28 protein-coding genes, 1 tRNA gene and 5 pseudogenes are annotated in these 24730 nt (G+C 48.2%); 16 read left to right on the plus strand and 18 right to left on the minus strand.

Going from position 1 to position 24730, the window contains the following annotated elements; genetic code table 11:
• Positions 1–66: 66 nt before the first annotated feature.
• Both RDY34_RS10670 and RDY34_RS10675 read left to right on the plus strand, forming a co-directional pair.
• Positions 67–243 (plus strand): annotated as a pseudogene (locus RDY34_RS10670) (transposase); the annotation flags it as partial.
• A gap of 107 nt (positions 244–350) precedes the next feature.
• A pseudogene (locus RDY34_RS10675) lies at positions 351–736 on the plus strand (IS1595 family transposase); the annotation flags it as partial.
• A 71-nt stretch (positions 737–807) separates the two neighbouring features.
• Here the strand turns inward: RDY34_RS10675 and RDY34_RS09720 are convergent.
• The 13 genes and pseudogenes from RDY34_RS09720 to RDY34_RS09780 form a co-directional block, all read right to left on the minus strand.
• Positions 808–1116 carry a hypothetical protein gene (locus tag RDY34_RS09720; RefSeq protein WP_003753155.1) on the minus strand — a complete coding sequence of 103 codons (309 nt, stop codon included), beginning with the start codon at positions 1114–1116 and terminating at the stop codon, positions 808–810.
• The gene (locus RDY34_RS09725; protein WP_003675494.1) at positions 1100–1402 is read right to left on the minus strand and encodes an integration host factor subunit alpha; all 303 of its coding nucleotides are present in this window, start codon (positions 1400–1402) and stop codon (positions 1100–1102) included. The genes RDY34_RS09720 and RDY34_RS09725 overlap by 17 nt, the downstream gene beginning before the upstream one ends.
• Before the next feature lie 73 nt (positions 1403–1475).
• A complete protein-coding gene (pheT, locus tag RDY34_RS09730; protein ID WP_308073402.1) occupies positions 1476–3839 on the minus strand; it encodes a phenylalanine--tRNA ligase subunit beta in 2364 nt (787 codons plus the stop codon).
• Between the two features lie 90 nt (positions 3840–3929).
• On the minus strand, positions 3930–4679 hold the full coding sequence (locus RDY34_RS09735; protein WP_003704414.1) for an HNH endonuclease: 750 nt from the start codon (positions 4677–4679) through the stop codon (positions 3930–3932).
• Positions 4680–4684: 5 nt separating this feature from the next.
• The gene (locus RDY34_RS09740; protein WP_003704415.1) at positions 4685–4975 is read right to left on the minus strand and encodes a hypothetical protein; all 291 of its coding nucleotides are present in this window, start codon (positions 4973–4975) and stop codon (positions 4685–4687) included.
• Positions 4968–5282: pseudogene (locus RDY34_RS09745) on the minus strand (DNA cytosine methyltransferase); the annotation flags it as partial. The pseudogene RDY34_RS09745 and the gene RDY34_RS09740, both read right to left, overlap by 8 nt.
• 1 nt (position 5283) lies before the next feature.
• A pseudogene (locus RDY34_RS09750) lies at positions 5284–5698 on the minus strand (very short patch repair endonuclease).
• A gap of 323 nt (positions 5699–6021) precedes the next feature.
• On the minus strand, positions 6022–7014 hold the full coding sequence (gene pheS, locus RDY34_RS09755) for a phenylalanine--tRNA ligase subunit alpha (protein WP_025456846.1): 993 nt from the start codon (positions 7012–7014) through the stop codon (positions 6022–6024).
• Between the two features lie 240 nt (positions 7015–7254).
• Positions 7255–7614, minus strand: coding sequence for a 50S ribosomal protein L20 (gene rplT, locus RDY34_RS09760; RefSeq protein WP_002225461.1), 360 nt, complete (start codon positions 7612–7614; stop codon positions 7255–7257).
• Positions 7615–7626: 12 nt separating this feature from the next.
• Positions 7627–7824, minus strand: coding sequence for a 50S ribosomal protein L35 (gene rpmI / locus RDY34_RS09765; RefSeq protein ID WP_002232040.1), 198 nt, complete (start codon positions 7822–7824; stop codon positions 7627–7629).
• Between the two features lie 146 nt (positions 7825–7970).
• Positions 7971–8492 (minus strand): translation initiation factor IF-3, encoded by a 522-nt coding sequence (gene infC, locus RDY34_RS09770; RefSeq protein ID WP_115437609.1) that lies wholly within the window; start codon positions 8490–8492, stop codon positions 7971–7973.
• Between the two features lie 17 nt (positions 8493–8509).
• Complete coding sequence (gene thrS, locus RDY34_RS09775; protein WP_025456847.1) at positions 8510–10423, minus strand: threonine--tRNA ligase; 1914 nt, start codon at positions 10421–10423, stop codon at positions 8510–8512.
• A 52-nt stretch (positions 10424–10475) separates the two neighbouring features.
• Positions 10476–10552: transfer RNA gene (locus RDY34_RS09780), tRNA-Val, on the minus strand.
• 179 nt (positions 10553–10731) lie between these two features.
• On the opposite strand from RDY34_RS09780, the gene tgt reads away from it, so the two are divergent.
• The 3 genes from tgt to RDY34_RS09795 all read left to right on the plus strand — a co-directional run bounded on the left by tgt (position 10732) and on the right by RDY34_RS09795 (position 13535).
• Positions 10732–11847: a tRNA guanosine(34) transglycosylase Tgt gene (gene tgt / locus RDY34_RS09785; RefSeq protein WP_308073403.1), complete on the plus strand. Its 1116-nt coding sequence runs from the start codon at positions 10732–10734 to the stop codon at positions 11845–11847.
• 79 nt (positions 11848–11926) lie between these two features.
• Positions 11927–12937 (plus strand): ferrochelatase, encoded by a 1011-nt coding sequence (gene hemH, locus RDY34_RS09790; protein WP_308073405.1) that lies wholly within the window; start codon positions 11927–11929, stop codon positions 12935–12937.
• Between the two features lie 196 nt (positions 12938–13133).
• Entirely contained in the window at positions 13134–13535 is a 402-nt protein-coding gene (locus RDY34_RS09795) for a c-type cytochrome (RefSeq protein ID WP_115437608.1), read from the plus strand.
• A 62-nt stretch (positions 13536–13597) separates the two neighbouring features.
• Here RDY34_RS09795 and RDY34_RS09800 read toward each other — a convergent pair whose 3' ends face one another.
• Together RDY34_RS09800 and RDY34_RS10680 are read right to left on the minus strand one after the other, a co-directional pair.
• Positions 13598–13888 (minus strand): hypothetical protein, encoded by a 291-nt coding sequence (locus RDY34_RS09800; protein WP_003753185.1) that lies wholly within the window; start codon positions 13886–13888, stop codon positions 13598–13600.
• Positions 13889–13939: 51 nt separating this feature from the next.
• Complete coding sequence (locus RDY34_RS10680) at positions 13940–14209, minus strand: hypothetical protein (protein WP_003753187.1); 270 nt, start codon at positions 14207–14209, stop codon at positions 13940–13942.
• 195 nt (positions 14210–14404) lie between these two features.
• On the opposite strand from RDY34_RS10680, the pseudogene RDY34_RS09810 reads away from it, so the two are divergent.
• From RDY34_RS09810 to RDY34_RS09860, 11 genes and pseudogenes are all read left to right on the plus strand, one after another.
• A pseudogene (locus RDY34_RS09810) lies at positions 14405–15012 on the plus strand (DUF808 family protein).
• A 68-nt stretch (positions 15013–15080) separates the two neighbouring features.
• A complete protein-coding gene (gene lnt / locus RDY34_RS09815) occupies positions 15081–16619 on the plus strand; it encodes an apolipoprotein N-acyltransferase (protein ID WP_308074826.1) in 1539 nt (512 codons plus the stop codon).
• Positions 16620–16882: 263 nt separating this feature from the next.
• Positions 16883–17746, plus strand: coding sequence for an RNA polymerase sigma factor RpoH (rpoH, locus tag RDY34_RS09820; protein ID WP_308074825.1), 864 nt, complete (start codon positions 16883–16885; stop codon positions 17744–17746).
• A 400-nt stretch (positions 17747–18146) separates the two neighbouring features.
• Positions 18147–18362 carry a hypothetical protein gene (locus tag RDY34_RS09825; protein WP_003708791.1) on the plus strand — a complete coding sequence of 72 codons (216 nt, stop codon included), beginning with the start codon at positions 18147–18149 and terminating at the stop codon, positions 18360–18362.
• Positions 18359–19708 (plus strand): replication initiation factor domain-containing protein, encoded by a 1350-nt coding sequence (locus RDY34_RS09830; protein WP_308184555.1) that lies wholly within the window; start codon positions 18359–18361, stop codon positions 19706–19708. The genes RDY34_RS09825 and RDY34_RS09830 overlap by 4 nt, the downstream gene beginning before the upstream one ends.
• Before the next feature lie 20 nt (positions 19709–19728).
• The gene (locus RDY34_RS09835; RefSeq protein WP_002250521.1) at positions 19729–20040 is read left to right on the plus strand and encodes a hypothetical protein; all 312 of its coding nucleotides are present in this window, start codon (positions 19729–19731) and stop codon (positions 20038–20040) included.
• 17 nt (positions 20041–20057) lie between these two features.
• Positions 20058–20261 carry a hypothetical protein gene (locus tag RDY34_RS09840; RefSeq protein ID WP_118898425.1) on the plus strand — a complete coding sequence of 68 codons (204 nt, stop codon included), beginning with the start codon at positions 20058–20060 and terminating at the stop codon, positions 20259–20261.
• A gap of 82 nt (positions 20262–20343) precedes the next feature.
• Entirely contained in the window at positions 20344–20562 is a 219-nt protein-coding gene (locus RDY34_RS09845) for a major capsid protein (RefSeq protein WP_118898426.1), read from the plus strand.
• Positions 20563–20572: 10 nt separating this feature from the next.
• The gene (locus tag RDY34_RS09850; protein ID WP_301669957.1) at positions 20573–20848 is read left to right on the plus strand and encodes a hypothetical protein; all 276 of its coding nucleotides are present in this window, start codon (positions 20573–20575) and stop codon (positions 20846–20848) included.
• 128 nt (positions 20849–20976) lie between these two features.
• Positions 20977–21288, plus strand: coding sequence for a DUF1132 family protein (locus RDY34_RS09855; protein ID WP_003711827.1), 312 nt, complete (start codon positions 20977–20979; stop codon positions 21286–21288).
• Positions 21254–22804 carry an IgG-binding virulence factor TspB family protein gene (locus tag RDY34_RS09860; protein ID WP_308184556.1) on the plus strand — a complete coding sequence of 517 codons (1551 nt, stop codon included), beginning with the start codon at positions 21254–21256 and terminating at the stop codon, positions 22802–22804. The genes RDY34_RS09855 and RDY34_RS09860 overlap by 35 nt, the downstream gene beginning before the upstream one ends.
• A gap of 120 nt (positions 22805–22924) precedes the next feature.
• On the opposite strand, the gene RDY34_RS09865 is transcribed toward RDY34_RS09860, so the two are convergent.
• From RDY34_RS09865 to RDY34_RS09875, 3 genes are all read right to left on the minus strand, one after another.
• The gene (locus tag RDY34_RS09865; protein ID WP_308184557.1) at positions 22925–23887 is read right to left on the minus strand and encodes a transposase; all 963 of its coding nucleotides are present in this window, start codon (positions 23885–23887) and stop codon (positions 22925–22927) included.
• A 162-nt stretch (positions 23888–24049) separates the two neighbouring features.
• Entirely contained in the window at positions 24050–24289 is a 240-nt protein-coding gene (locus tag RDY34_RS09870) for a helix-turn-helix domain-containing protein (RefSeq protein ID WP_308075300.1), read from the minus strand.
• On the minus strand, positions 24282–24554 hold the full coding sequence (locus tag RDY34_RS09875) for a hypothetical protein (RefSeq protein WP_308184558.1): 273 nt from the start codon (positions 24552–24554) through the stop codon (positions 24282–24284). Before RDY34_RS09875 ends, RDY34_RS09870 begins: the two co-directional genes overlap by 8 nt.
• Positions 24555–24730: the final 176 nt, after the last annotated feature.

A 24730-nucleotide genomic window follows, 5' to 3' on the forward strand; every position in this document is an offset into this window, starting at 1 on the left:
CTCATGAGAAATCCCCTAAATGTCTTGGTGGGAATTTAGGGGATTTTGGGGAATTTTGCAAAGGTCTCAGCCTATTATTTTCATTGTTTATGATTACTTATTTATCAAAACAGTCCACATTTGGAAATGTTTGATGGCGAAGTAGAAGCAGATGAAAGTTATTTTGGCGGACAACGCAAAGGTAAACGCGGTCGCGGTGCTGCCGGTAAAGTCGCCGTATTCGGTCTTTTGAAGCGAAATGGTAAGGAAAATATTATATTTGCTGCTGACATAAAAAAGCCCCTTTCACTTGGCTGTCAAAGGGGAATGTTAAGAAAAGTAATGCGCCCCTTTGATGGGGTGCAATATATAAGGTTTATACGGTTGCTGTACCGAATACTCAAACCGCTACTTTATTTCCTATTATCCGTGAACAAGTGAAACCTGACAGCATTGTTTATACGGATTGTTATCGTAGCTATGATGTATTGGATGTGAGTGAATTTAGCCATTTTAGCTTCGCTGAAACTTCGTTTTCGTATCAATCACAGCACACATTTTACTGAACGACAAAACCATATCAATGGAATTGAGAACTTTTGGAACCGGGCAAAACGTCATTTACGCAAGTTTAACGGCATTCCCAAAGAGCATTTTTGGGCTGTATTTAAAGGAGTGCGAATGGCGTTTTAACAACAGTGAGATAAAAGTTCAAATTTCCATTTTAAAACAATTAGTAAAATCGAGTTTATCCTAGTTATCTAGGACAGCCCCCTATTTTTTAGCGTGTAAAACAAAACCGGCTGCATACCTGCAACCGGTCTCAAATCAGCACAATTCCTTATCCAAATCCGCCAACAGGTCTTTCAGACTGTCTCCGATTTCCTGAAGCGTAACCAGACGGTTGCCGACCAAACCCGACTCCGCACCTTCGGCATACGATGCAAACGTGCTCTTCAGTTTCAACAGTTTCACCACATCCAAACGGGTGTAGCGTTCGCCGCCGTAACCGACAACCACACCGTGATCATGCTGCCATTGCGCAAAACTATAGGGGCTGATTTGCAACAGTCCGCACAACTCGTCCAGCGTGAAATAGCGTTTTGCGGGAACCTTCAAATCAACGTTGTTTGTCATAATAATGTTCCACCATGCCTTTGAGTTTCTGGCTGGCATGGAAAGTTACCACGCGGCGGGCGGTAATCGGCACTTCCTCGCCGGTCTTCGGATTACGGCCCGGGCGTTGCGGCTTGTCGCGCAACTGGAAATTTCCGAAACCGGAAATTTTGATTTCTTCGCCGCGCGCCAAAGTGCTGCGGATTTCTTCAAAAAAGAGTTCGACAATTTCTTTGGCATCGTTTTTGGTGACGTTGCTGACTTTGTCTACCAAAATATCGGCCAATTCGGCTTTAGTGAGAGTCATATGATTACCTTATGTTGTAACAGTTGTGGATTATTACCAATTTTTATTTAAAATTCAAGCGAATATTTATTTTTTAACTGCGAAGCCGCGCCCCTGCCGCCGTTGCCGCGCCAACCAGTTTTCCGATAAGCGGCTCGACCGCCTCATCCGTCAGCGTGTTTTCCATATCCTGCAAAATCACTTTGACCGCCACGCTCTTCATCCCTTCGGGCAGGCCCGTGCCGCGATACACGTCAAACACGCCGATTTCCTGTACCAACTTGTTTGCCGCGCCTTTCAAGACAAGCAGCAAATCATCATGGCTCATAGCTTCCGGCATCACAAACGCCAAATCGCGGCGCACCGGCTGGAATTTCGATACGGCCCGATAGCGCGTTTTCCCGCATTCCAACACGGCCGCCATATCGATTTCAAATACCAGCGGCGCTTGCGGCAGGTCGTATTTTTGCAGCCATTTCGGATGCAGTTCGCCGACAAAGCCGATGACTTTGCCGTCTGAAACGATATTGGCGGCACGTCCGGGATGCAGGGCGGGATGTCCGGTTTTAACGAACTCGACTGCTTTGTTTTTCAACAGATTTTCCACGTCCGCCTTGATGTCGTAAAAATCCGCATTGCGCGTTTTCCCGCCCCATTGTTCGGGCATTGCCGCGCCGTACCACAGACTGCCGATGCGTTCGTTTTGGACAAACCAGCCGTCTGAACCTTTGCCGAACACGCGGGCGATTTCAAACACGCGCACGCGGTTTTGTTTGCGGTTCAGGTTGTTTTGCAAAATTTCCACCAAGCCGCCGATGAGTGTGGAACGCATCACGGCATATTGCGCCGCCAGCGGGTTTTGCAGGCGGATGGGGTCGGCGTTGGCGGCAAAATCTTGTTCCCACTGCTCGTCAACGAAGGCATAGCTGACCACTTCGCGGTAGCCGCGCGCCGCCATTTCGTTGTAAACGGCAAAACGCGGGCGGCGTGTTTCGGGCAGTTCCAGCATTTTCAGACGGCCTGACGTGTAATCGTCGGGGATGTTTTCATAGCCGTAAACGCGTCCGATTTCTTCAATCAAATCAGCCTCAATTTCGATGTCGAAACGGAAGCTCGACGCGGTAACGCGGAAGCCTTCCGCCGTTTTCTCAGGCTGCAGACCCAAATGTTGCAAAATGGTTTCCACCTGTTCGGAGGGAATGTCCACGCCCAACACGGTTTTCAGACGGCCCAAACGCAATCCGACCTGCTTGGCTTCGGGCAATTTACCTTGTGCTTCAACCATCTCGCCTGCCGCACCGCCGCAAATCTGCAAAACCAATTCGGTGGCGCGTTCAATGGCATCCGCCTGCAAACGGTAATCCACGCCGCGCTCGAAGCGGAACGACGAATCCGAACCGAAACCGTATTGGCGCGATTTGCCGGCGATGATTTCGGGCGCAAACCAAGCCGCTTCCAGCACGATATTTTGCGTGCCGTCTGAAACCGCGCTCGCCGCGCCGCCCATTAAGCCTGCCAAACTCAACGCGCCTTTTTCGTCCGCCACGACCAGCGTGTTTTCAGACAGGGAAACGGTTTTCTCGTTCAGGCATTCCAGCGTTTCCCCTTCGCGCGCGCGGCGGATGTGCAGGCTGCCGGAAAGTTTGTCGGCATCGAAAACGTGCATCGGCTGACCGATTTCCAGCATCACATAATTGCCGATGTCCACCAGCGCGGAAATACTGCGGATGCCGCTGCGCTCCAAACGTTGTTTCATCCAATCGGGAGTAACCGCTTTCGCATTGACATTTTCAATAACGCGGCTGATAAAACGGCCGCAGTCGGCAGGCGCGTCAATCTGCACGGGCTGTTTTCGACTGCCCGTGATAGGCGCGGTATGGATTTCGGGCTGCCTGAACGCGCACCCCGTCAATGCGGACACTTCGCGCGCAATGCCCTTAACACTCAAGCAATCAGCGCGGTTAGGCGTAATTTTCAACGTAAACAGCGTATCGTCCAAATCCAAGTATTCACGGATATTGATACCGACAGGCGCGTCTTCAGGCAAAATGTGCAGGCCGTCTACACCATCATCAGGCAAACCTAGTTCATTGGTCGAACACAGCATACCGTTTGATGGCACACCGCGCATTTTGGTCGGCTTGATTTTGAAATTACCCGGCAAAACGGCACCCGGCAACGAACACGGCACTTTGATGCCCGCTTTCACATTCGGCGCACCGCACACAATCTGCACCAACCCGCCCGTACCGGCATCAACTTGGGTAACGTTCAAACGGTCTGCATCAGGATGCTTTTCAACAGATTTTACTTCGGCAACAACCACGCCACTGAAAGCAGGGGCAGCAGTATCGATTTCTTCCACTTCCAAACCAGCCATGGTCAAAAGATGTTCCAGTTTATCGGCGGAAAGTTCGGTATCGGCTTGGGTTTTCAGCCATGAGTAGGAGAATTGCATGTTATGTTCTCAATCAATTAATTAACTTTTGTTTTATCAATTTTCGTTCAGACAGTCTGTTTTAGAATTCTGGTTAATGTTGATATTTACTCAACTCTGAAAAATATTTTCTCTGTGAAATTTTAAAAATTCCAGACTTGGGTTTAGTCTTTCAGGCAGTCTTATCATCCGATTTTCATATGGTTTAAATAAATCATCAAATCCTTCTGTTTTTGCCAGTAGTGGAGAAAATATAATTTTGAAATTTTCATCTATTCCTAACAACCCCCTATCAAAAGCTTTGTCATGTAACGCATTCAAACATAGCCCATTCCTTGGGTTTAAACGGTTATCCTTATCTTCCCTCCAGGGTTTGATATGACTAGCAACTAACAATTCAGGTTGTTTTAATCCAGTAATACAACATTGATTATTGTATGCTGCCAAAACACTGGAACGGAAAAAGCCCTGATTGACGCGTACTGATATTCTTGCAAACCTTTCCCTTCCCTTTGGAATCTCAGGTGATTCTATTTCAATATTACTATTCTCATCATTTGATTGGTATTGGGAAATGACTCCCTCAAATTCTTTATTAAGTTGCTCCCAATCTCCTGAAAACTCATTCCATACGACAACATCCATTTTGCTGCCATTACTTAATCCCGAAATATTTTTGACTTTCAGCGTAGGATCTAAACGACCCAAATTTCCTATCTTCATACCGAGTGCGGACGGTGTCCTGCCCAGTATTTCAGCATATTCTTGAATAACAGGATTGTCCTTACTAACCTTTTGAAAAGGAATGATGTAATAAAGATAAAGGGCAACCAGGGTTTCATCTCTAGTCCATTTTTTCATTTTTATCAGCTATCTTTCTGATTTTCCATAAGGAAATCGTACAATACAGATTTTCTTATTCCCTGAACATATTGCTGTCCATCTAGTACTAATTTGTATAGGTATACATCATAATCTTTTAACTCCTTCTCGCTTGCCAATAACCAGTCGTCTATTTCTGAAGAAAAATAGTCAATAATTTCTTGTACCTGTTTATCAGATAAATTATTTATATTTATTTTATTATTCAAAATATAATCAGAAAGCCTCATATTTCTAAAATCTTTATTTTGATAAGGTAAACCCACACAGCACATCAAATTGCTTCGGAATGTATTGTTTGGTTTCTTCCAAAGTAATATCGCCAAACGGCACTTCTCCGAAATTGGCTTCGTACGTCAGTTTGGCTTTTTCGTCTCACTCGCTCGAAAACACGTATTCCCCGCCCAAGTTCTGCATCGCGATGCGGAAGCCCCCGATACCTGCGAACAAGTCGATAAAGGTAAATTTGGGTTTCAAGGCCGTCTGAAAAGTATCGTTGTTTTCAAAAAGGCGGTATTGTGCTGCTTTTTCTTTTAACCGTTCATCCTGCCCATCTTCCTTAATCTTGTTTTTGTAAATCAATTCATCTTGTTTGGATGATTTCTTTGACTTTTTCGGCATGGCAGCCTGTATTTTTAACGACATCATTACTCCAAAAACGTAAAACCGCCCAGCCCTCGGCCTTCAGACAGCCTGTTACTTCCATATCCCTTTGGATATTGCGTTCTATCTTGGCAATCCAAAATTCGCGGTTGCCCTTTATTTCCGCCTTTCTCTGTTCCCAATCCTTGCCGTGCCAAAACTCGCCATCGACAAACACGGCAACTTTATATTTTTTAAATGAAAAATCAGGATTCCCAAAAATGCTTCCGCTATTTTTCCGATACCTGAGCCCCAAAGCCCACATCGCCTTCGCCAACGCAAGCTCGGGCTTCGTCCCCTTGCTTTTGTTGGACTGCATACATTTTTTTGCGCTGTTCGGGGGTTAATCTGTCCATTTCGTGAGGCCTGAAACGCGTTTATACGAAAGCGCATTCATTTTACGCGGCATCGTTGCGGATTCCGGCAGTTTTGCACCCCTTGCAAGGAAACAACAAAACCCAATCGCGCCGGAAGCCACCTGTTTCGTCAGGTTTTCCCTGCAAAGCCGTAAGGTTCGCAGCCGGACGGACTCAAAATTACCAAGCATCCCATCCGCACAAACCTTCAGAACGCATCAATTCGTCTGCCGAAATTCCACCGAAATCTTGTCGCAGGCTTTTTCAGCCCGTCCGGCCGGACAATATGCGGGTCGCACTCCGCTTGCGGGTCGCCCGCACCATTATTTCGCAAACTGCTTCAAAAAATTCAAATCGTTATCAAAAAACAAGCGCAAATCGTTCACGTTGTAACGCAGCATCGCAAAACGGTCGAGACCGATACCGAAAGCGAAACCGGTGTACTTTTCGGGATCGATATTCACATTTCTCAACACGTTGGGATGTACCATGCCGCAGCCGCCGACTTCCAGCCATTTGCCGTTTTCGCCCATAATGTCGATTTCGGCGGACGGTTCGGTGAACGGGAAGAAAGACGGGCGGAAACGTACTTGCAAATCATCGCGTTCAAAAAAGCGGCGGATAAAGTCGGTGAACACGGCTTTCAAATCGGCGAAGGTTACGCCCTCTTCTACCCACAAACCTTCCGCCTGATGGAACATAGGCGAGTGCGTGGCATCGCTGTCCACACGGTAAACGCGGCCGGGGGCGATAATGCGGATGGGTGGCTCTTTTTTATCGAGCATATAGCGGATTTGAATCGGGGAAGTGTGCGTACGCAAAACATCGCCGTTTTCAACGTAAAACGTATCCTGCATGGCGCGAGCAGGATGGTTTGCAGGGATGTTCAGGGCTTGGAAATTGTGGAAATCATCTTCGATTTCAGGTCCATCCGCCACTTCAAAACCCATTCCGTGGAACAGCTCGACCACACGTTGCAAGGTCAGGGTTACGGGATGCAGGCTGCCACCTTCCTGAGCGCGTCCGGGCAGGGTAATGTCAAGGGCTTCGGCGGCAAGTCGGGCTTGCAGCTTGGCTTCATTGAGGGCATCGCGTTTATTGTTAAAAGCCGTCTGAAACTGGTTTTTGCATTCATTGATATGCGCACCTATGGTTTTGCGCTCTTCAGGCGACATTTGACCTAAGGTTTTCAGAAGTCCGGTCAACTCGCCGGTTTTGCCAAGATAACGGGCTTTGATTTGTTCTAGAGCGTTGAAGTCTTGCGCAGCTTCTACTGCAGCAATGCCTTCTGCAACGATACGGTTTACATTTTCCATAATATCAAGTCTGTCAATTAATGATATGCCACCTGAAACAACGAGGTCGCCTGTATAGCCTGACATATCAGACTCTTCAGACGACCTTATTTTCTTCACGGCCAATCCATTGGATAAATTTTCTGTATTTTAACGCAAATTTATTTAAAAAAATAGACTTTAAAGAAAGAAAATCAATCACATAGAATTTCCGCAAACAAAGAAAAAAGGAAGCCGCAGCTTCCTTTTCAATTTTTTGGATTAAGCAGCCAAAGCAGCTTTGGCTTTTTCAACCAATTGTGCAAAAGCGGCTTTATCGAACACGGCCAAATCAGCCAATACTTTGCGGTCGATTTCGATAGAGGCGCGTTTCAGACCGTTCATAAATTTGCTGTAAGACAACCCGTTTTCACGCGTACCTGCATTGATACGGACAATCCACAATTGACGGAATTGGCGTTTGCGTTGGCGGCGGTCACGGTATGCGTATTGACCGGCTTTCATTACCGCCTGCTTGGCAACTCGGTAAACGTTTTTACGACGACCGCGATAGCCTTTGGCTAACGCGAAGATTTTTTGGTGACGGGCACGGGCGGTAACACCGCGTTTTACGCGTGGCATATTCTAAACTCCTTAAGCGTAGGGTAACATTTTAGCAACAGAAGCCAAATCGCGATCATTTACCATAGAGGTACCGCGCAGTTGGCGTTTGTTTTTGGTGGTCTTTTTAGTCAAGATGTGGCGTTTGAACGCATGAGCGCGTTTCACACCGCCGTTACCCAGTACTTTAAAGCGTTTTTTCGCGCTAGACTTGGTTTTCATTTTAGGCATGGGAAAACTCCATTCGTTATCGGATAAGGCATTAGGGGGTTTTAAAACATCGGTTTCAAACACTTGAACCCACAATGCCACGGTTTTTTGCCGCAATTGAAAACTTACTCCGAAGCGGCAATCGGAGTAAGCGGAAAATTATAGCTTTATTTTTTCTTCGGCGCAATCATCATCACCATTTGGCGACCTTCCATTTTGGGAAAGGACTCGATTTGCGCCACTTCAGCCAAATCTTCTTTTACACGTTCCAAAAGTTGCGCGCCAAGTTGCTGGTGAGCCATTTCACGGCCGCGGAAACGCAATGTCACTTTGACTTTATCGCCGTCGGCAAGGAAGCGGTTGATGTTGCGCATCTTGATTTGATAATCGCCCTCATCTGTACCCGGACGGAATTTGATTTCCTTGATTTGTACCTGCTTTTGGTTTTTCTTGGCTTCGTCGCGCTTCTTGGCTTGTTGGTATTTGTATTTACCGTAATCCATCAGTTTGCATACGGGCGGCTTGGCAGTCGGGGAAATTTCTACCAAATCGACATTTTGCTCTTCGGCCATAGCCAAAGCTTCACGAACTGAAACGACACCAAGCTGATCGCCTGACTCACTGATTAATCGCACTTCTTTGGCGGTAATTTCACCATTGATTCGTGCTTCGCGTTCTTGAGCGATGATGAATACTCCTATAAAAATTAATGATTGACGAGGGCATCAGTGATTTCTTGCTGCAATTGTGCAACAAAATCATCTACATTCAAAGAACCCAAGTCTTCTGCTTTGCGGCGTACCGCAACTTTGTTTTCTTGTTTCTCTTTATCGCCGACAACGATTTGATAAGGGAAACGGTATTGGCTATTGTCGCGGATTTTGTAACCGATTTTTTCGTTACGCAAATCCAATTCGACACGGAAGCCTGCTGCCTGTAACTTGGCAGCCACTTCACGACAATAATCTGCTTGGTTCTCGGTGATATTCATAATCACCATTTGAATCGGAGCAAGCCACAATGGGAATGAGCCTGCATGGTTTTCAATCAAAATACCGATGAAGCGCTCCAATGAACCCAAAATAGCACGGTGCAACATTACAGGACGCGCACGATCGTTGTTTTCAGTTACATATTCGGCATTCAAACGCTCCGGCAATACAAAGTCCAACTGCAGGGTACCGCACTGCCAAGAGCGACCCAAGGCATCTTTGACATGATATTCGATTTTAGGCCCGTAAAACGCACCCTCGCCCGGCAATTCGCCCCATTCCACGCCGCAGGCAGTCAATGCCTCGCGCAAACCCTGCTCTGCCTTATCCCACACGTCATCTGAACCTGCGCGTTTTTCAGGGCGAAGAGAAAGCTTGACGGATACATCATGGAAACCGAACTGTTTGTAGATGCGAACCAACAATTCATTGAACGCACGGGCCTCGCTGACGATTTGATCTTCGGTACAGAAGATATGCGCATCATCTTGCACAAAACCGCGAACACGCATCAGACCATGCAATGCACCGCTTGGTTCATTGCGGTGGCAAGAACCGAACTCGGCCAAACGCATCGGCAAATCGCGATATGAGCGCAAACCGTTATTAAAAATTTGCACATGACCCGGACAGTTCATCGGTTTCACCGCGTATTCGCGTTTTTCTGAACTGGTCACGAACATATTGTCTTTATAGTTTTCCCAGTGGCCGGATTTTTCCCAGAAGGTTTTATCCATAATCTGAGGCGTTTTTACCTCTTTATAACCGGCAGCATTCAACTCTTTACGCATATGCTGTTCAATCACTTGCCACAAAGCCCAGCCTTTAGGATGCCAGAACACCATGCCCGGTGCTTCGTCTTGCAGATGGAACAGATCCAATTGCTTGCCAAGTTTGCGGTGGTCGCGCTTTTCGGCTTCTTCGATACGTTGAATATAGGCTTTCAACTCGTCTTTTGTCGCCCAAGCCGTACCGTATATGCGTTGCAGCATTTCATTGTTGCTGTCGCCGCGCCAGTATGCGCCCGCCAACTTGGTCAGTTTGAAGTTTTTCAGGAAACGGGTATTCGGAACGTGCGGGCCGCGGCACATATCGACATATTCCTGGTGATGATACATCCCCATCGCTTCCACTTCGGGCATATCGTCAATCAGGCGCAGTTTGTATTCTTCGCCGCGCTCTTGAAAAATTTTAATCGCCTCCGCACGTGGAGTCATGATTTTGATCACATCATAGTCTTGGGCAATCAATTCTTTCATACGCGCTTCAATGGCGGCAACATCTTCCGGTGTAAACGGTTTTTCCGTGGCGATGTCGTAATAAAAGCCCTCTTCAATGACGGGGCCGATAACCATTTTTGCATTAGGATAGAGTTGCTTGACGGCATGCCCGACAAGATGCGCGCAGGAATGGCGGATGATTTCGATGCCTTCCTGATCTTTCGGAGTAATGATTTGAACAGCAGAATCTTCAACAATCGGATCGCAAGCATCGACCAATTTGCCGTTTACCTTGCCTGCCACCGTCGCCTTCGCCAAACCGGCACCGATAGACGCAGCAATTTGAGCCACGGTAACGGGGGATTCGTATTGGCGGACTGAGCCGTCCGGCAAGGTAATATTCAACATCAAACGCTCCGAGAGATTAAAAAATAACGGCATAAATGCCGTTATGGGAATTTGGTAGGCACGATTGGATTCGAACCAACGACCCCCACCATGTCAAGGTGGTGCTCTAACCAACTGAGCTACGTGCCTTCAAAGAATTTTTTGCATTTTATCGGGTCGTTTTAATTTTTGCAAGAGGTATGTGCGTTTCTTTATGCAACATTGCGGCAAGATTTGGGGATGTCGTCTGAAAAACCGTGGGAAATCATTTATAATGCCGTCTTTTAAAATATATTTCGACCCCTGTCGCCCAACTGACATTCAATCTTATGCTTAAATTTACCTTACACAAAAAAGACGGTCTCGCCCGACGCGGCACGCTGGAGTTGAACCACGGCAAAATTGAAACGCCGGTATTTATGCCTGTCGGTACTTACGGTTCGGTTAAGGCGATGAACCCGCAAAACCTGCACGACATTAAGGCACAAATTATTTTGGGCAACACTTATCATTTGTGGCTGCGCCCCGGTTTGGAAGTTATCGGGCAATTCGGCGGCCTGCACGGTTTTATCGGCTGGGACAAACCGATTCTGACCGACTCGGGCGGTTTTCAGGTTTTTTCTTTGTCGGATATGCGCAAGCTGACGGAAGAAGGCTGTACGTTCAAAAGCCCGATCAACGGCGACAAGCTGTTTTTATCGCCTGAAATTTCCATGAAAATCCAAACGGTTTTGAACTCGGACATCGCGATGCAGCTGGACGAATGCACGCCGGGCGAAGCAACGCGCGAACAGGCGAAAAAATCGCTGCAAATGAGCCTGCGCTGGGCGGAACGGAGCAAAAAGGCCTTTGAAGATTTGAAAAACCCGAACGCGCTGTTCGGCATCGTGCAAGGCGCGATGTATGAGGATTTGCGCGAAGAGTCTTTGCGCGGCTTGGAACAGTTTGATTTTCCCGGTCTTGCCGTCGGCGGGCTGTCCGTCGGCGAACCCAAGCCCGAAATGTACCGTATGCTGCGCGCCGTCGGCCCGATGCTGCCCGAACACAAACCGCATTACCTGATGGGCGTAGGCACGCCGGAAGACCTCGTGTACGGCGTGGCGCACGGCATCGATATGTTCGACTGCGTGATGCCCACCCGCAATGCGCGCAACGGCTGGCTGTTTACCCGTTTCGGCGATTTGAAAATCAAAAACGCCAAACACAAGTCCGACAAACGTCCGATAGACGAAAGCTGCACCTGCTACGCCTGCCAAAACTTCAGCCGCGCCTACCTGCACCATCTGCACCGCGCCGGCGAAATCTTGGGCGCGCAGCTCAACACCATCCACAATCTGCATTTCTACCAAGTCATTATGGCGGAAATGCGCGAAGCCGTCGAACAAGGCAAATTTGCCGACTGGCAGGCGCAATTCCACGAAAACCGCGCGCGCGGCACAGACTGATTCCCGGCGATGCCGTCTGAAGCCGCTTCAGACGGCATCCCCCTCAAAACCGCCACTTTGAATGACGCACCGACCGATTATGCCCTTATTCCTCCCCGAACCTTCCTTGCCGTACTGCAGACAAAACCGTACCGCCGTCCTGTTGATCAACCTCGGCACGCCCGACGCGCCGACTGCCGGAGCCGTCCGCCCCTACCTCAAATCTTTTTTGTCGGACTTACGCGTCGTCGAACTGTCCAAATGGCTGTGGCAGCCGGTTTTACGCGGCATCGTATTGCCTTTCCGCGCCGGGAAAAGCGCGCGCGCCTATGAAAAAATCTGGCTGGAAGAAGGCTCTCCCTTGGCGGTTTACACCGCCCGTCAGGCAGCCGCGCTCGCCGAACGGCTGCCCGGCCTGCTTGTCCGTTATGCAATGACCTACGGCAATCCTTCGGTGGCAGACGTATTGTCGGAACTGAAGGCGCAAGGCGCGGGCAGGCTGCTGGTTATCCCGATGTACCCGCAATATGCCGCCTCAAGCAGCGGCGCGGCGCTGGACAAGGTATTCGGACAGCTTCTGCGCCAACGGAACCAGATGAGCATCCGCACCGTTTCGCGCTTTTATGACGATGCCGGTTACATTGATGCGATGAAAAACCATATTCTCCAATATTGGGCGGAACACGGGCGCGGGCAGAAGCTGATGTTGAGTTTTCACGGCATACCGCAAAGCCACTACGACCTCGGCGACCCCTATCCCGACGAATGCCGCCATACCGCCGGACTGCTTGCCGAAGCACTAAATCTGACCGAAGACGAATATGTCGTGTCTTTCCAAAGCCAATTCGGCAGGGCAAAATGGATTACACCCAGCACTCAGGATTTGTTTAACAAACTGCCCAAACAAGGCGTAACCGAGCTGGACGTATTTTGCCCGGGCTTTTTGGCAGACTGTTTGGAAACCATGGAAGAAATTGCCCTAATGGGGCGTGAACAGTTTTACGAAGCAGGCGGTAAAAACTACCGCTATATCCCCTGCCTCAACGACAACCCCGACTGGATAGATGCACTCGTCGCACTTGCCGAAGAAAACCTTGGCGGCTGGCGTTGAAACTGTTTGATCCATGTCTAAAATGCCGTCTGAACGCCGTGTTCAGACGGCATTTTCCCGCTACTTTAGCGTATGATGGCATCTATGCTGGACAGCACATGCACATCAAGTGCAACCTTACTACCGATTCGGCAAAAAAACCTTTCACCCGCTACGCAAAATCAACAACAAGGTTTCAAACATTAAGGAAACACCAATGAACACAACCCGACTGCCGACCGCCCTCGTCTTGGGCTGCTTCTGCGCCGCCGCTTCTGCCGCCGACAACAGCATCATGACAAAAGGGCAAAAAGTGTACGAATCCAACTGCGTCGCCTGCCACGGCAAAAAGGGCGAAGGCCGCGGAATCATGTTTCCGCCGCTCTACCGCTCCGACTTCATCATGAAAAAACCGCAGGTGCTGCTGCACAGCATGGTCAAAGGCATCAACGGTACAATCAAAGTCAACGGCAAAACCTACAACGGATTCATGCCCGCAACCGCCATCAGCGATGCGGACATTGCCGCCGTCGCCACTTATATCATGAACGCCTTTGACAACGGCGGCGGAAGCGTTACCGAAAAAGACGTAAAACAGGCAAAAGGCAAAAAAAACTAAACAGACAAAATGCCGTCTGAAACCGGCAATCCGGCTTCAGACGGCATTCAAATCAAACCTTTCTAACGCAGTACTTTCAGCCCCATAGACCCGATATTGCCGCCACCGTCAACCTCCTTTGCGGTCAGCATAAAGCCGCCGATGTCAATACGGCCGCCCTCGACCTGCTCCTGACTATCGGAACGCTTATCGAAAAGCTCGGCAAGGCTCAAACCCTCTTCGCCCGCTTCCAGCCTCAAACCGTAAGCAAGTGCCAAATCACCCGAACGTGCTGCCGGCGAAACGACAAACTCGCCGAAGAAATCAAAATGCTCACGGATGCCGATATCCGTCTCGGTAAAGTATTTCACCATTTTATAGTGAACTAAATTTAAACCAGTATGGCGTTGCCTCGCCTTGCCGTACTATTTGTACTGTCTGCGGCTCGCCGCCTTGTCCTGATTTAAATTTAATCCACTATAATTGAATTTCCACAAACCGCCGAACACTGCCGGCGGACGCGCGACCAACATCAGGAACGCCGCAATCGCCAAGGCTTCCGCCGCCCTATCCAACACGTTGGCAGGAGAAACCAGCAGCAAAGGCATTCCCAAACGTGCGGACAAAGTGGTCGAAACCACGCTCAGAAACAACAGTGCGCCACCCGGCAGGAACAGACTGCCCATCCAATCCATGCTAACGATTCTCCCTTAAAATTCATGAAATTAAAATCGAAAGACTGTAACACGGCATTTTCTTTTCACGAAACTTTACTTCACGTCCGCCACCGCCTTCAGACGGCATTTTCCTGTTTCATGCCGCCTGAAACCGCCCAAATCCGCGTTCTCCTATATAATGTCGGACTTTGCGCCGCATTTCAGGATTCTTTAATGGCATTTGCCTCACTATTTACCCTGCCGGACGACATCACCGCCGTTTTGGACGATGTTACCCTGATGACCAAAGCCGCCGCAAAGGAAACCGCCGGCGTGCTCGGCGACGATTTGGCACCCAATGCCAACCGGCTTACAGGCGTATCGGCAGAACGCGAGTTGCCGATTGTTTGGTCGGTGGCGAAAGGTTCTTTTTCCAACAAGCCGGTTTTGGTGCCTGCGGCTCTGCTGCTTTCCGCCTTCCTGCCGCAACTCATTACGCCGCTTTTGACAGCAGGCGGGATTTATCTGTGCTTTGAAGGCGTGGAAAAGCTGCCGCACAAGTTTCTGCACCGACATGACGTGCATGCTCGTGATAGCGGCAATCGGCATCGGCATGACTGTTTTGGTGTACGGAATCGTCGCCGTCATCGTCAAACTCGACGACTTGGGCATGCTGCTGATGCGCCGCCCACAACCTCGGCTTTCTGCACGATTTCCTGCACGCGCAACACTGGGACGCGGGCTGGGCGGAGTACTTCGCCAACCTCGTTGTCGGGCTGCTTTCCGGTTCGATTGCCTGCGCCCCCACCTTGCTGCTGATGAATCGTTTCGGCAGGCATTGATTCCTTTTTCAAATACTGATGCCGTCTGAAAGACGTTCAGACGGCATCTTCCGAACAGACAGACGAATATGTTTTCCAAACTGGACAAATACTGGCAGCACCCCGCCCTCTACTGGCCTTTGCTCATCCTTTTTGCCGCCGCCACCCCCTTCACTTTCGCACCCTACTACCACTTTTGGCTGATGCCCTTGATTTTCGGCGCCTTCGTCCGCCTCATCGAACTGCGTCCGCGTTTTGCCGCCTCTTCCGCCTACCTGTTCGGTCTGACCGCATACACGGCGCAATTCTACTGGATACACACTGCCCTGCACGACGTTTCCGGCCTGCCCGACCTCTATGCCGTACCGCTGACCTTCCTGCTCCCCGCCTACCTTGCCCTCTATCCGGCACTCTGTTTCTGGCTGTGGAAAAAATTTACCCTGCCCCGGGGCATAAAAACCGGCTTGGCGCTGCCGGTTTTGTGGACGCTGACCGAGTTTGCCCGCGAACGTTTCCTGACCGGATTCGGCTGGGGCGCAATCGGCTACGCCCAAATCACCCCGGACAGCCCGCTCGCCGGCTTTGCCCCATTGGGCGGCATCCATATGGTCACACTGGCGACCGCCTTTCTCGGCACTTGGCTCCTGCTCGCCGCCGGCCGGAACATACGCCCGCTCAAACGCCTGTTTCCGATTATCCTGATTGCCGCCCTGCTTGCCGCCGGCCATACCGCGCAACAGACCGACTTCACCCGCCCCGACGGCAGCCGCAGCACCGTCGCCCTGCTTCAGGGCAACATCGCCCAAACCATCAAATGGCGTGAAGACCAAGTCATCCCGACCATACAGAAATATTACGGACAAGTCGGCAAAACCACTGCCGACATCGTCATCCTGCCCGAAACCGCCATCCCCGTCATGCGCCAAAACCTGCCGGAAAACATACTGGCGCAATTTGCCGAACAGGCGCAAAACAACGGCAGCGCGCTCGCCGTCGGCATCAGCCAATACACTTCGGACGGCAACGGTTACGAAAACGCCGTCATCAACCTGACCGGCTATCAGGAAAACAAACAGGACGGCATCCCCTACTACGCCAAAAACCACCTCGTCCCCTTTGGAGAATACAAACCGCTGCCCTTCCTGACCGCGCCGCTTTACAAAATGATGGATATGCCCCTTTCCGACTTCCGCAAAGGCGGCGGCAGCCAATCCGCCCTGATGATGAAAAACCAAAAAGTCGCCTTCAACATCTGTTACGAAGACGGATTCGGCGACGAACTGATTACAGCCGCAAAAGATGCCACCCTGCTTGCCAATGCCAGCAATATGGCGTGGTACGGAAAATCCAACGCCATGTACCAACACCTCCAGCAATCGCAGGCGCGGGCTATGGAACTCGGACGCTATATGGTCCGCGCCACCAACACCGGCGCAACCGCCATCATCTCCCCCAAAGGCAACATCATCGCCCAAGCCCAACCCGATACGGAAACCGTATTGGAAGGGCACATCAAAGGCTATGTCGGCGAAACGCCCTATATGAAAACCGGCAGTTCATGGTGGTTGATGGGCATATTGACCCTAGCCGCACTGATTCTTTTCATCTTCCGAAACAAAGAACACTGATACCTGCACAGCCCGTCCGGACGGGCTGTCTTTTTTCAAACCGGCTGTTTACATACAACTACGTATGTAATATAATTCTGAAATCGAATTGAGACATCAGGTTTACAAAATCAATCAACCTTGCCTTACAAAATTTTCCTGTCTTTCAAACCTTAGCGTATATCTCCTGCCAAACATACAAAATACAAGCCAAGCAGTGATATACTGCATCCCAACACACCAAACCGCCGATACGCAGTTTCAGCCGAAAGGAGATGCCCCAAATGAATAACACTTTCGCATTACCCGCTATCCAAAGCGGCAACGGCAGCCTCGAACAATACATCCGCACCGTCAACAGCATCCCGATGCTGTCCCAGGAAGAAGAAACCCGCCTTGCCGAACGCCGGATAAAGGGCGACCTCAACGCCGCCAAACAACTCATCCTGTCCCACCTGCGCGTCGTCGTTTCCATCGCGCGCGGCTATGACGGCTACGGCCTGAATCAGGCAGACCTGATTCAGGAAGGCAATATCGGCCTGATGAAGGCGGTCAAACGCTACGAGCCCGGCAGGGGCGCGCGCCTGTTTTCATTTGCCGTACATTGGATTAAGGCGGAAATTCACGAATTTATCCTGAAAAACTGGCGTTTGGTCCGCGTTGCCACCACCAAGCCGCAACGCAAGCTGTTTTTCAATTTACGCAGTATGCGTAAAAACCTCAACGCCCTGTCCCCAAAAGAAGCGCAAAGCATTGCCGACGACTTGGGTGTCAAACTTTCCGAAGTATTGGAGATGGAACAGCGTATGACCGGGCGCGACATCGCCATTATGGCGGACAATAACGACGACGACGACAACTTCGCCCCCATCGACTGGCTTGCCGACCACGATTCCGAACCGAGCCGCCAACTGTCGAAACAGGCACATTACGCGCTGCAAACAGAAGGTTTACAAAACGCTTTGGCGCAACTGGATGACAGGAGCCGCCGTATTGTAGAAAGCCGCTGGCTTCAAGATGACGGCGGTCTGACGCTGCACCAGCTTGCTGCAGAATACGGCGTCTCTGCCGAGCGCATCCGCCAGATTGAAGCGAAAGCTATGCAGAAACTGCGTGGTTTTCTTGCCGAAGAAGCCGAAGCGGTTTGAAATAGGCATAATTAAACACCCGACAAGCCGGTTTGTCGGGTGTTTTTTTATAATAGAAACCCTGATGAGGCTTGTGTGTCGTGCTGCACACGATTTTATCCGTCCACGCCGTTGCAATTGCCGAAATTAAAAAACAAACATGAATCAGACACTGCCATATAAGCTGTTTCTCAGAAAGATTGACCGAATTGATAAATTGCCTGTACCACAATCAAGTCTGTATAAATCAGTACTTTCAACCAACGGCTTGTCAAAATTATTTTGGTAAAGACACCCATAGCCTGTTCCAATTTTGGAAGTTTTGCCTGATACACTTCCCTTATATATTGTACCCCATCAAGGGGCGCAAATCTTTACAAACGTCAAGCCCCTTTAACTCTGCCAGTGAAGGGGCTTTCTTATGTGCATCGCTTTTTATACCGTTAATCCCGATCAATACGAATACCAAAAATCACGCGCCTACATTGTGCGCATTTTCCTAAATGACGAAATTGTCGAGACAACAGTATTTCCTATTACAAACCCGCAAAACACATATAAAACAAGGCAAGAAGCCGAAGAATACGGCCGTCTGACTGTCAAGGCTCTTATGGATAAGCAGGAGAAAACCGCATGAGAGCCGAAGAGAGAGCAGAAACGGCGGGGGCGTGTGTGGGCGCGCCTTGCGCGCCGCAAACGGCCACGCCGTTGAATGCCCCCCCTAGGCTAATAGGGGGGGAGCAAAAAAACCCTAATCTGCAGGGTGGGGAACAGCCCATAGAAATTCTTGAATCGCATCAAGTCGAATTTGAATATTTTTCCCAATACGTAACCGACGGTAAAGGCCGTCTGATAGAAATTCCGCTAAGACGCGGCAGGGAAGACGGCGCATTCATCGACCAGATCACATTTACGATACATGAGGAATCCATACCCAAAGTAACCCAAAAAGCCTATGTAACAGATGCCGAGTACCTCGCAAAGTACAGCGAATTGCTGCAGGAAATTCTAGGTTTCGGCATCAGTGCAAAACTGCCCTACAAAGGCAAATTTTTCTATAAGTCCTGCTATCAGCTCGGCCCGCAAAATGTTGAGTATGGCAAAGTCCACTACGGCGGCCAAAGAGAAACCATACTTGTAGAGCTGAACGGCACCGGCTGCACAGCAGCAAAACCCGGTTGGGAAAACAGGCTTTATGAATTTCTGCAAAAGTGTGTCCGGCCAAAAATAACAAGGGTTGACGTATCACATGATTTTTTCAATGGAGAGTACACGCCCCAGCACGCTTTAACCGACCACGATAACGGCCTTTTTGATTGCCATAACGTCCGCCCGAAAAGCGAATGTAAAGGCGTTTCTTGGAGACACGAAGACGGCAGCGGCAAAAGCTTCTACATCGGCAAACGCGGAAACGCCAAATACACAAGGATTTACGAAAAAGGCAAACAGCTAGGCGATAAATCAAGCCCGTGGGTTCGATTTGAAACAGAGTTCAGAAACGGAGATATAGAAGTCCCCATAGACATATTGATTCATGCCGGTTCGTATCTTGGCGGAGCGTATCCCGTCTGTGAACAGATATTCAAATGCGAAGCCAAGCGCATGGATTCAACGGTTAAAGAGGTCAATCTCACGTTTGAACACAAACAATTTTACGCAAGGCAGCAAGTCGGCAAATGGGTCAATTTTTTAAAAGACATCGGTTGGACGGCCGAAGATATCGTCAAAGACCTAACTAATGGCGTTGAAGGCTATCCCAAAGGTCTCCAGCCCGAAGAATACGACAGCAGCAAAGCCAGTGTTTTTTATATCCATGATGAGCAAAAAGCCATAAACGCCCTGAATATCGAAGTCTTAGAGTTTGAATTAAATCAGGAAAAGCAATACGAGTATCCGCAAGATAGGCAGAAACAGCATGAGCGCGATTACGACAAAGAGCAGTATCAAATATCAGACCAGTTAGAAAACTGGAAATATCTATAAATCAAAGAAAGGAAATACCCATGTTTGATCAATTACAAGTAACCACCTATCCCGCCACGCTCCTGGGCGCAAAACAGTTCAAAGGTGAGATTGACGGCAACAAAATCGATACCTGTACCGTACTGGTAGCCAGCCCCATGCCCGCCAACGGCAACAGCGTAGGCTTTACCGCTGCAAGCATGAAATTTGGCGAAAGCCACAATTTTGATCGGCTGAAAAACCTCAAATTCCCCTGTTCCGTAAACGTAACCGTAGCAATGGAATCAACCGGCAAAGGCTTAGTTCCCAAGCTTCTTGATTTTGAAGTCAAAGGAGCGGCAACCAAAGCCTAAGGCAGAAAGTCCAGAATATGAGCAGGTATCAGCAAAAATTTATTGTTCAGGAACTGGAAAACTATGAATTCATCTTCCCCGATCAGTTCGGCGATATTGGATTTACCCAAAATCTGAAAGAAGCCGGACAGTATGAAAACTATGAAGACGCATTCAATGCCGGATTAGAAGAGATTGGCGGACATTTTCAGGTATTCAGTTTTTATACGAAAGAAGAATAAAAGTTAACAGGCTCGGCGGGCGGTCTGTAAAACCTTCACATAGCCCGCAAAACCATTTTTTTAACCAACTAAGGAAAACATCATGAAAATCATGAATAACCTGAAAAAATACGGCGCGAAAATCGCCGTTTTCGCAGCTGCTCCGTTCGCACTGGCAGCCAACACCTATGCAGCATTGCCCGAAACTGCAAAACAAGCATTAGAAGGCGCAAAAGCTGACGGTCTGGAAGCCGGTTGGCTCGTTATCGGCGTATTCGCGGCACTGTTTGTGATCGCGATTGTAAAACGTGTAATGCGATAAGGTCGGCAAAATGTACTACCAAGTTGGAAATCAGTGTTTAGAGCAGCATCAGGCCGAAAACGTCTATTTCAGCTTGGTAGTACCTAAAATAACTGAAGACGGGAAAATCATAAAACCCGAATACAACGGCAAAGATTGGAAAATAGACGGCCAAATCATCAAGGCCGATTTACCTAAATGCGACCCGTCCGAAAACCTGAAAGACGGCATGTATATAGGCTGGCTGATTTTCGGAATCGCGGCATCCGTCTATTTCGTAACCGTGATTAAAAGGCTCTTGAGATGATGGATTTTTATTTCTATTTCGGTCTTTCCGTTCCGATCATCATCGCCGCCATCCTGTTCAAGGATTGATATTCAAAACGGTTAGGCAGATAATCCGACTTCCGAACAACAAAAAAGGAAGTTGAAATCATGTTTATTACTGAAGCGCAATTGGCTCTATATAAATACCAAGATGGTACTGAATATTTTAATAAAACTATGGCAGAAATTTTTTCTGTTGAATTGCTTAAATATTCTAAAAAACAACATTTTTATGTTGTTGAGTGTATATCTTGGTTTTTAAATAAAAAATTATCTTCCAATGTTTGGAAGATTTATTTTAATGATGAATCAGTTGCAATAATAAAAATATCTGATTTAAATAAATTGAGTAACTGTCGTGATATTGAGATACAAACATTCAATTTTGATATTAAACCTGATGCTATTTTCAGTTCCTAGTTATGCTGAAATTAGGAAGTATCCTATCGGAAATTCTAGCGTTAATTTAGAAATTAATCATAGTAAATCTGTAGTTACAGATTTCAGAGTAGATGGACAACGTTTCTCAGGTCGTATTATAGAACCGGCCATCATCGAACACTCTCCCACCGGACTCCGCTCCGCCTCCACTCTCCCCGCCACAATAGAAAGTACCGTATCCCGCGAAGCCGTACTAGCCGGATCATACGGTCTATTCAAAAAAGGCGCATCCTTCGCCATTAGAGGCGCGAATTACGTAGGCTGGGCACTGCTCGCCAAAGACGTATACGACCTACTCAAAGAAGACGTAGAAGCACAAGGATACGTCTTCGATGCAACAAAACAAGAATTCTTAAAAACCTACGCCGCAAAAATCTGTATCTGGCATCATGAAGGTAGATACGGAGTAGATGAACACGTAGTTTATCCAATATGCGAAGGCGTAGACTCTTCTATTATGAGGCATTATGCCAATTTACCCAAAGACTTACAGACCCTAATGGATGAGAAACTGCATTCAATGGCTCAAGCCTATTGGCCAAAGAGAAAAGCACAACTTATTGAACTTGAGGGACCAGGTGGTTTTGGCTATCCGAGAGGATTTGTACTAGATAAATGTAATTTCGACTGGAACGGCGGCACGTGCTTAGTAGTCAAGAACGGAGATTACAGATCAGGCGTTTCTTTTGTATTAAGCATGAATGAAAAATATCAAGAACAACTGACAAAACAGCAATTTGAACAAATCGCCCAAAGAAAAATCGACCAAAACCCGACACCTTTTATCAAAGCAAATCCCGATTTACAGATAAAAGAACAAGTCAAAATTGAAAACGGCAAAATCGTAACGCTCGGCCCCGTAACAGGCGAAGACGGAAAGCCCAAGCAGATAAAAATCACATTCGGCCAAGACGCACAAGGCAACACAACGGCAGCAGTAGAAGAGATACAGCGCCCCGATCTCACACCCGGAAGTGCGGAAGCCCCCAATGTACGCCCCAACCCATCAAATAACCCAAACGAGAACCCCGGCACGCGCCCCAATCCCGAACCTGCACCGGATACAAATCCAGAACCAAGCTTGCAGCCCGGTACAAGCCCGGGGTCGCCATTTATACCGGGCACATCACCGGCAAACGGGAGGGACGGAAAGGATGGGAAAGACGGAAAGGACGGCAAAGACGGCGGGCTATTGTGCGAGTATTTTCCTAAAATCCTAGCCTGTGCCGAAATGGGCGAACCTTCAGAAAACGATTTTGAAGGCATAGCCATACCTAAAGCCGTAAATGAGGAAACGTGGTCGCCCGATAACATGTTTCCGTCAAGCGGAGTTTGTCCGAAAGACAAAACATTCCACGTTTTCGGAAAAGCATTTAGCGTAAGTTATCAGCCATTATGCACATTAATGGAAAACGTAAGATTCGCCGTAATTATCGGCTTTATCATCATGTCCGCATTTATCACATTCGGATCATTGAGAAAGATACTACTTTAATTTGCAATAAAATCTTTACAATTCATGTTCAAACCATTGAATTTCAATATTTAAAAATTCAACGATTTTCAGACACGGCAAAGCAGACATTTAAAAAATGCCTGTTTTCCCTTTCGGGATTTACGCTGATTTGTAACGCGATGTGTCGTAATCTTCGCCTTTCTTGTGTACATGATACGCAATGACGGCGAGTTTACGCATCAATGCGGCGATGATGACTTTTTTAGGCTTCTTCTTGACTTCCAGTCTTTTGATTAAATCGGGAAATGCCCTCATTCGATATGCAACCATGGCGGGCATGAACAAGACGGCGCGTAGTTTTCTGTTGCCAAACTTGGTCAGTTTGCCTTTTCCTCTTACGCTTGTCCCGGATTCTTTTTGTTGCGGGCTCAATCCGGCAAATGCAGCAAACTTGTTTGATGTTTCAAACACCGAAGATGTCAGATATTGAAACAATACGGCTGCTGTCATTCTTCCAATTCCCGGTATGGTTTCAAGACGTTTCACGCCTTCCTTGCAGTTAGGCTTCTCCGTCTGCTCTTTTATCTTCGCCTTTAAAACTTCAAGCTGTTCATTCATGGCTTTGATGATTTCTGCATATGCCTTGGCCGCTTCTTCATCTTTTGCCACCTGATAACGGTTTTTCATTGCCGCGCATTCGCTTTTGATTTGCGTATATGCTGCGGTCATCCTTGAAAACCTGTATTGCTCGTCAGTAGGCTTCTGCCTCTTTACAAGCTCGCTTTCTTTTACCGACTGGCAATACTCCGCTATCAGTTTTGCATCCTGTTTGTCTGTTTTGGTTCTTTTGAATCTGCTTTCTGCATACTTGCTTATTTTCAGCGGATTCACTACGTAAACGCTGTAATACTGCGCGAAGTAGTCGGCAACGTCTTCATAATAGTTACCGGTTGCCTCCATGCAGATATGCAAATCCTCGCATCCCAAGCTTTTCAACCAGTCCGAAAACTTATCTAAACCTTTTGAATCGTTGTCAAACTTTGCCGAATATTCGGCATTGCCGACAATGGCGGTTGCGTCAAATGTCAGCTTTGATATATCCAATCCTACGGCGTTACGCATGGGATTACCCTTATCTATTCAGAATCTGTGTTCTTTGATACTACTCAATTTCACAAACAAGAAAAAACCGCCGTCCTAATCTTTCTCTCTGTCTAATGACATGGGAACATTCAGGCTCGACGGTTTCGGCAAAGGTTAGCTATTCCTTTGCCGTGTCTTATTTTATTGGGGTTGCAGGTTTTTGTAAATGTTTCTATTTCGACTTAATTTTTGTAAAAACTCAAACCACTTTTTAAGCGGCATATCGGTATGACTTTTAAGGTTTATATCGGCTTCCCACCGCTGGTAACCGGATAACCCGACCGCCAACAAATCAGCCGCCATCTGTTGCGAAAGCCCGTATTTTTGCCGTACCGCCTTAAGATTGGCAGGCGTGTAGCCAAATTCGGGATTATCAATCATCGATAAGCTCCCGCGTCGGGGCAATCAGCTCATCAATTACGCGGTGCAACGCCGAAAATTTAGGCTGTTGCAAGGCGCGCAAATCGGCAAATAAAAAAGCCAAGGCATCCTCGTCATCGACAGAAACCGCCCGCTTGATTTGAGATAGCAGGCCCAAATAATCCTGCTCCCATTTGTCCGCCCACTCGTGCGCCATTTCGCGCCGTGCGGCTCGTTTTCGGCTTTTTTTAAGCCGCTCGGTAATGCTCGTCCTGCCTTTTGCCATATTATAGCCTCCGATAAGACAAAAGCCGCTTGAGTAAATCAGGCGGCTTTTGCTTTAGTTGCTATCGTTAAGATAGCCCTATGGTTTCAACACGCAGCCGATGAGACGGCTGATTTAATGCTTAAATTAAAGCCTTTTAAAATGGCTTTATAGTTTCAACACACAACCGCTTGGGG

Source organism: Neisseria polysaccharea (genome assembly GCF_963392925.1).
GTDB classification, from domain to species: domain Bacteria; phylum Pseudomonadota; class Gammaproteobacteria; order Burkholderiales; family Neisseriaceae; genus Neisseria; species Neisseria polysaccharea.